Raw genomic sequence first — 1,771 nt, forward strand, 5'->3', positions numbered from 1 at the left:
GTTGGGGCGGGTTCGAGCGGCCCCGGTTCGAGCGGACGGGTTCGAGCGGGGTGGGCGGCGCGGGCTGGTGCTCGGCTCAGGACTCGCGCGTACAGCGGTGTGCGAGCCCGCGCTCGCCGGCGGTTCGTCCCTCCACAGGCGGGGTACCGGCTCCGTTGTCCCGATCCTGGTCACGGGCCCCGGCCCGATGTCGGTGGTCGCTGATTCAATACACGTATGAGAAGTTCGGGTGACGCGGCGCAGGCGGTCGAGGCGGTGCGCGCGGGCGAGACGGCGCAGACGCTCGACGCGGTGCGCGCGCTCGCCGGTCTCGCGGCGGGGCTCGCCCGCTCCTCGGCACCGGTGCTGCTCGCGGGGGCCGTCGCCCTGCACACGGCGTACCGGGCGGCGCTGCTCGTGCCGGAGTCGTTCGCGCGGGGGAGTCGTCTCTCCCGGAGCGAGGCGGGAGACCTCGTGGAGCGCTCGATCCGAGCCGAGTTCGCGACGGCGCTCGGGATGTCGGAGCGCGTGGCGTCTCGGCGTCTCGAGCACGCTCGGCTCCTCATCGAGGACCTCCCGGCGACCCGCACCCTCCTGGCCGAGGCCCGGATCCTCTGGGAGGCCGGCGAGGTCGTCTGCGCCGCCGCCGCGACCCTCCCCGCTCCGTCGCGCGCGTCCTTCGACGAGCGGGCGGCCGCCGCGGCGCTCTCGCAGACGCCCACCCAGCTCCGCCGGACCGTGGCGCGGTTGCGCGACGAGCTGCACGAGCAGCCGTTCACCGAGCGCCACGCCCGCGCCCGAGAGGACCGCAGCGTGTGGCTCGGCGCCGAGGCCGACGGCATGGCCACGCTCTGCGCCCTGCTGCCGGCCCCGGTCGCGGTCGGCGCCTACAACCGTCTCGACCGCATCGCCCGCTCGCTCCGCGACGGGGCGGACGCGGCGGGGATCGGGTTCGGTGCAGGTGCAGGTGCAGGTGCAGGTGCGAGTGCGACTGCGACTGCGACTGCGACTGCGACTGCGACTGCGACTGCGACTGCGACTGCGACTGCGACTGCGACTGCGACTGCACAGGGCGGTGCTGGTGCCCGTGGCGATGCCCGGGTAGCAGTCGGTGCGGGAACAGACGCTGGTGCTGGTGCTGGTGCTGGTGCTGGTGCCGGGCTCGGCGCGGAGACGGGTGACGGCGCCGGTGGAGACGCTGACATCTCCCTCGGCGACGGCCGGACGCTCGCGCAGCTGCGGGCCGACGCACTCGTCGATCTGCTCATCGACGGCGACATCTCCGCAGACGGATCCTCGGGCGAAGGAGCGAGCGGAATCCCCGCCTCTGTTCTCGGAAGCCCCGCCTCGGTCTCCGGAGTCCGCGCCGACGTGCGCCTCACCCTCGCCGCCAGCACCGCGGTCGGCCTCGACGACGCGCCGGCCGAACTCGACGGCTACGGCCTAGTCCCCGCCGACGTCGCCCGGGAGCTCGTGCGCACGGCGGCCGCCTTCACGCGGGTGCTGACCGATCCGGACACGGGAGTGGTGACGTCGGTCGGCAGGACCCTCCGCGTCCCGCCCCCTCGGATGCGCCTCCAGCTGCAGCTGCGCGACCGGACCTGCCGGTTCCCCGGCTGCACCCGCTCGTCCTCGACGGCCGAGGCCGACCACACCCTCGAGTGGCGGAACGGAGGCGAGACCGCCCTCGGCAACCTGGCCTCGCTCTGCGTCGCGCACCACCACGTCCGCCACGGCGACCGCTGGACCTACGCCCTCCATCCGGACGGCACCGTCGTCTGGACGACCCCCA

Annotated in this window: 1 protein-coding gene; it reads left to right on the forward strand. The window is 74.6% G+C overall.

What is annotated here, in order from left to right:
• Positions 1-216: 216 nt before the first annotated feature.
• Positions 217-1,771: HNH endonuclease signature motif containing protein (locus C5C82_RS17030; protein WP_146086035.1), on the forward strand; the 1,555-nt coding region annotated here is incomplete at its 3' end.

Origin of the sequence: Rathayibacter sp. AY1D5 (assembly GCF_002932515.1) — a bacterium.
In the GTDB taxonomy this organism is placed as follows: domain Bacteria; phylum Actinomycetota; class Actinomycetes; order Actinomycetales; family Microbacteriaceae; genus Rathayibacter.